The organism is Amycolatopsis sp. NPDC003731 (genome assembly GCF_053586895.1).
Map to the genome: position 1 here is coordinate 1 of NZ_JBSFNC010000281.1, position 3,877 is coordinate 3,877.

Genomic DNA, 3,877 nt, shown 5'->3' on the forward strand with positions numbered 1-3,877 from the left:
CGAGATCTTGACGATCACGCAGTATCTGCGTCCGTCGCCGCGGCATCACCCGGTGGATCGGTGGGTCAAGCCGGAGGAGTTCGTGGAGCACTCCCAGGCGGCCGAGGCGATGGGCTTTGCCGGTGTGATGGCCGGGCCGTTGGTGCGCTCGTCCTACCGCGCGGGACGGCTCTACGCCCAGACCAAGGCCCACCGCGGCGAGGTCCTGCCCGAAAACCTGCAGCACCTGGCGGCCGAAGGCCCCGCGGCCCAGGAAGCGGCGTCGCTCCTGGCCCGGTGACGCACGTCACCCCACCATCCTTAAAGGATCGGTAAAGTGGGGACATGGCCCTGGTTTCGGACCTCCTCAGCTGGCTGCAGGGACTCCCGGAACCGGGGCTCGTCGCCGCGACCGGCGGCCTGGTGTTCGCCGAGTGCACGATCGGGCTCGGTTTCCTGGCCCCCGGCGAATCGGGACTGCTCATCGCCGCGACGACGGCGAACACCGTGCCCCGGTTCCTGGTTCTGTGGCTGGTCGTGACCCTCTGCGCGACGGCGGGCGACGCGCTCGGCTACGGCATCGGCCGCCGCTTCGGGCCGCGCTTGCGCGACACGAAGCTGATCCGCAAGTACGGCCTGGAGGCCTGGGACAAGGCCACCGGCGTCCTCGAACGCCGGGGTGCCTGGGCGGTGTTCTTCGCCCGGTTCCTGCCGGTGATCCGGACGCTGACGCCGGCCGCCGCCGGGACGTCCGGGCTGCCGTTCCGCAAGTTCCTGCCGGCCGCCGCGGCGGGCGCGTTCTGCTGGTCGCTGGTCCACATCAGCATCGGCGCGGCACTCGGTGAAGCCGCGAAGCGGATCGAAGGCGTGTTGAACACCGGCGGGCTGATCGTGGTCGGCGTGCTCGCCGCGGTCGCGGTGTTCTTCCTGCTGCGGCTGAAGAAGCGCAAGGCACTGGCCGCGCCCGAGCCGGAGCCCGAACGCGTGCCCTGAGTACTACATTCGGCGGCATGAGTCTCGCGGATCTTCCCCGGCCGATCGGTTTCGTCCTCGGCGGGGGCGGCAGCCTCGGCGCCATGCAGGTCGGCATGCTGCGCGCGCTGACCGAGGCCGGGCTGACGCCGGACGTCGTGACCGGGACGTCGGTCGGTTCGCTCAACGCCGCCGTGCTGGCCCGCTCCGGCACCGACGCGCTCGCCCGGCTGCACGACATCTGGGCGCACATGACGCGGGCCGAGGCGTTCCCGGGCGGCATGCTGAGCCGCGTCCGGACGCTGACCCAGAGCAAGACGCACCTGTTCCCCAATACGGGCCTGGCCGGGATCATCGCCGACCACCTGGGCGCCGACACCCGCTTCGAGGAGCTGGCGCTGCCGCTCGGCGTCGTCACCACGCAGGTCGACACCGCCGAGCCGCTGCTGATCCGCTCCGGGCGGCTGCTGGAGCCGTTGCTGGCGAGCTGCGCGATCCCGGGGATCTTCCCGCCGGTGGAGCACGACGGGCAGCTGCTGTACGACGGCGGGCTCGTCGCGAACGTGCCGATGCGGCAGGCCCTCGCCATGGGGGCGGCTTCGCTGGTGGTGCTGGACTGCGCGTTCCCCGGGAAGGTGCCGGGCGCGCCGCGGACGTTCGCCGAGGTGATGATGTTCACCGCGATGATCAGCATGCGGAATCAGGCCGTGCTGGAAGCGCCGCTGGCCGCGGCTTCGGTCCCGGTGGTCTACCTGCCGGGGCCGGCGCCGGTCCGGGTGAACCCCCTGGATTTCGGGCACACGGAAGCACTGGCGGAAGAGGCGTACACGGCGGCGCGCGAGTACCTCGGCGCGCTTTCGGTGAACGGGCCGGGGCTGTACGGCGCACCGGGGCTCGTCATCACGTGATCCACGTCACGCCGATGCACCGATCCGCCGGCAAGAACGTCATCGCTATCGCGTAGTTTTGATGACGAATGCCCGCCGATCCCAATTCCCAAAAAAGAGACAATATGCTCCCCAAGAAGATTTTACTTTCGGTGGCCGGAATCCTCGCCGGGGCACTGCTGCTCTCCGCTTGCTCGTCCGGTGACGACGGCGGTTCGCCCGCCGGCGGGGACCCGGCATCGGGCTCCGCCTCGCCGTCCGAAACGCCGGTCGCGGTGACGTTCGAGCCCGCGGGCGGCACGGCGGTGAACCCGGCGACGCCGATCGTCGTCAAGGCCGCCAACGGGAAACTGCTCGACGTCACGGTGACCAACGCGGCCAAGGGGAAGACGGTCGCCGGCAAGCTGGCGGCCGACGGGTCGAGCTGGACGTCCAGCGAGCCGCTCGGCTACGGCGCGACGTACAAGATCGTCGCGCACGCCCAGGGCAGCAACGGGAAGCCGATCGAGCAGGAAAACCAGATCACGACGCTGTCGCCGAAGAAGCAGGCGAACGCCAACCTGATCCCGGCACCGTCCGCGGTGGCGAGCACGGGCGTGGGCGTCGGCCAGCCGATCGTGTTCAGCTTCGGCAAGATCGCGGTCAAGAACAAGGCGGCGGTCGAGAAGGCGCTGACGGTGGAGTCGACCCCGAAGCAGGACGGCGGCTGGTACTGGATCGACGACTCGAACGTCCACTACCGGCCGAAGGAGTATTGGAAGGCCGGCACGACGCTGAAGGTGACGGCGAAGATCTACGGCGTCGATTTCGGCGGCGGGGTGTTCGGTGCGGAGGACCGTACGGAAACGTACAAGGTGCACGATTCCTGGATCGCGAAGGCGGACGGGAACAGCGAGCAGATGCAGATTTTCCACAACGGGCAGATGGTGAAGTCCATGCCGATTTCGATGGGCAAGGACGCGACGCCGACCCACCTGGGCGCGCACGTGATTTCGGACAAGCAGGCCAATTACACGATGGATTCCTGCACGTACGGCGTCTGCCCGCCGGACCCGAAGGCGTACCGGTCCAACGAGAAGTGGTCGGAGCGGATTTCCAACGACGGCGAGTTCGTCCACGAGAACCCGAACAGCGTGAGCCAGCAGGGCAGTTCGAACGTGTCGCACGGGTGCATCAACCTGAACGACGCGAACGCCCAGTGGTTCTTCCAGAACATGGGCCTGGGCGACGTCGTGGAGGTGACCAACTCGGGCGGCCCCCAGCTCCCGGTCTGGGACCTGTACGGCGACTGGTCCAAGTCCTGGCCCGACTGGCAAGCCGGCTCCGCAATCAAGTAACCCCAATCCTCGTCCGGGGGTCAGGAGCTCCGCTCCTGACCCCCTTCCTCATACCCCCGCCAGCCCTCCGCACCTCCAACCCCCCGTGTCGACCCCCCAATCACGCGTGTCGACCCTCCAATCACGCGAGTCGACCCTTCAGGCACCCGTGTCGTCCATCCAGGGACGCGTGTCGTCCGCCTGGGTACGCGTGTCGTCCGTCGAGGAACGTGAGTTTCGCCTTCAGTCACGCGAGAACGGGCTCGGGTCGCGCGGGTGCCGAGTCCCAGCACACCCTTGGCGCGTGCGAGGGCGGTCTCGGGAGCACCCGCGCGGCGACGCGAAGCATCTCGGGTGCTCCAGGCGGCATCACGCGTGCCTCGAAAGCATCACTTGTGATAGGCGGGCATCACGTGGGTTGGCCGGGCATCACAGCGGCCGGCCCGAGCGGACGGGTGATCCGGCGCGGCGCCGGGCGATTCGGGGTTCGCGTGACGGGGCCCGTAACTCGCGCGACTGCGGGCGGAACTCGCGTACCGCGATGGTCTGCTCGCGTACCCGAGTGGACGACTTGCGTGCCCGGATGGACGACACGTGTGATCCGGAGGTCGACACCTGTGATTGAAGGGCCTCGGTGACGGCCTCGCGCCGGACGTCGGCCAGCTCGACGGTCACCCCCGCGGTCGCGGCCAGCTGGACGATCCCGCGGCCCATCACCCCGGT

4 protein-coding genes and 1 pseudogene are annotated in these 3,877 nt (G+C 69.0%); 4 read left to right on the plus strand and 1 reads right to left on the minus strand.

Annotated elements, in window-relative coordinates; translation table 11 throughout:
• The 4 genes and pseudogenes from ACWDN5_RS46310 to ACWDN5_RS46325 form a co-directional block, all read left to right on the plus strand.
• Window positions 1-280, plus strand: a pseudogene (locus ACWDN5_RS46310) (lipoyl synthase); the annotation flags it as partial.
• 44 nt (window positions 281-324) lie between these two features.
• Window positions 325-972, plus strand: coding sequence for a DedA family protein (locus tag ACWDN5_RS46315; RefSeq protein ID WP_449680742.1), 648 nt, complete (start codon window positions 325-327; stop codon window positions 970-972).
• Between the two features lie 17 nt (window positions 973-989).
• Complete coding sequence (locus ACWDN5_RS46320) at window positions 990-1,859, plus strand: patatin-like phospholipase family protein (RefSeq protein ID WP_449680743.1); 870 nt, start codon at window positions 990-992, stop codon at window positions 1,857-1,859.
• Between the two features lie 104 nt (window positions 1,860-1,963).
• Window positions 1,964-3,175 carry a L,D-transpeptidase gene (locus ACWDN5_RS46325; protein ID WP_310977098.1) on the plus strand — a complete coding sequence of 404 codons (1,212 nt, stop codon included), beginning with the start codon at window positions 1,964-1,966 and terminating at the stop codon, window positions 3,173-3,175.
• A 408-nt stretch (window positions 3,176-3,583) separates the two neighbouring features.
• Here ACWDN5_RS46325 and ACWDN5_RS46330 read toward each other — a convergent pair.
• A partial coding sequence (locus ACWDN5_RS46330) for a 3-hydroxyacyl-CoA dehydrogenase NAD-binding domain-containing protein (protein WP_449680744.1) occupies window positions 3,584-3,877 on the minus strand: 294 nt, incomplete at its 5' end.

What these genes read in the sequence shown, in the direction of transcription:
- ACWDN5_RS46325 (WP_310977098.1), top strand. Translation starts at nt 1,964, where the DNA reads ATGCTCCCCAAGAAGATTTTACTTTCGGTGGCCGGAATCCTCGCCGGG.
- ACWDN5_RS46315 (WP_449680742.1), top strand. Translation starts at nt 325, where the DNA reads ATGGCCCTGGTTTCGGACCTCCTCAGCTGGCTGCAGGGACTCCCGGAA.
- ACWDN5_RS46320 (WP_449680743.1), top strand. Translation starts at nt 990, where the DNA reads ATGAGTCTCGCGGATCTTCCCCGGCCGATCGGTTTCGTCCTCGGCGGG.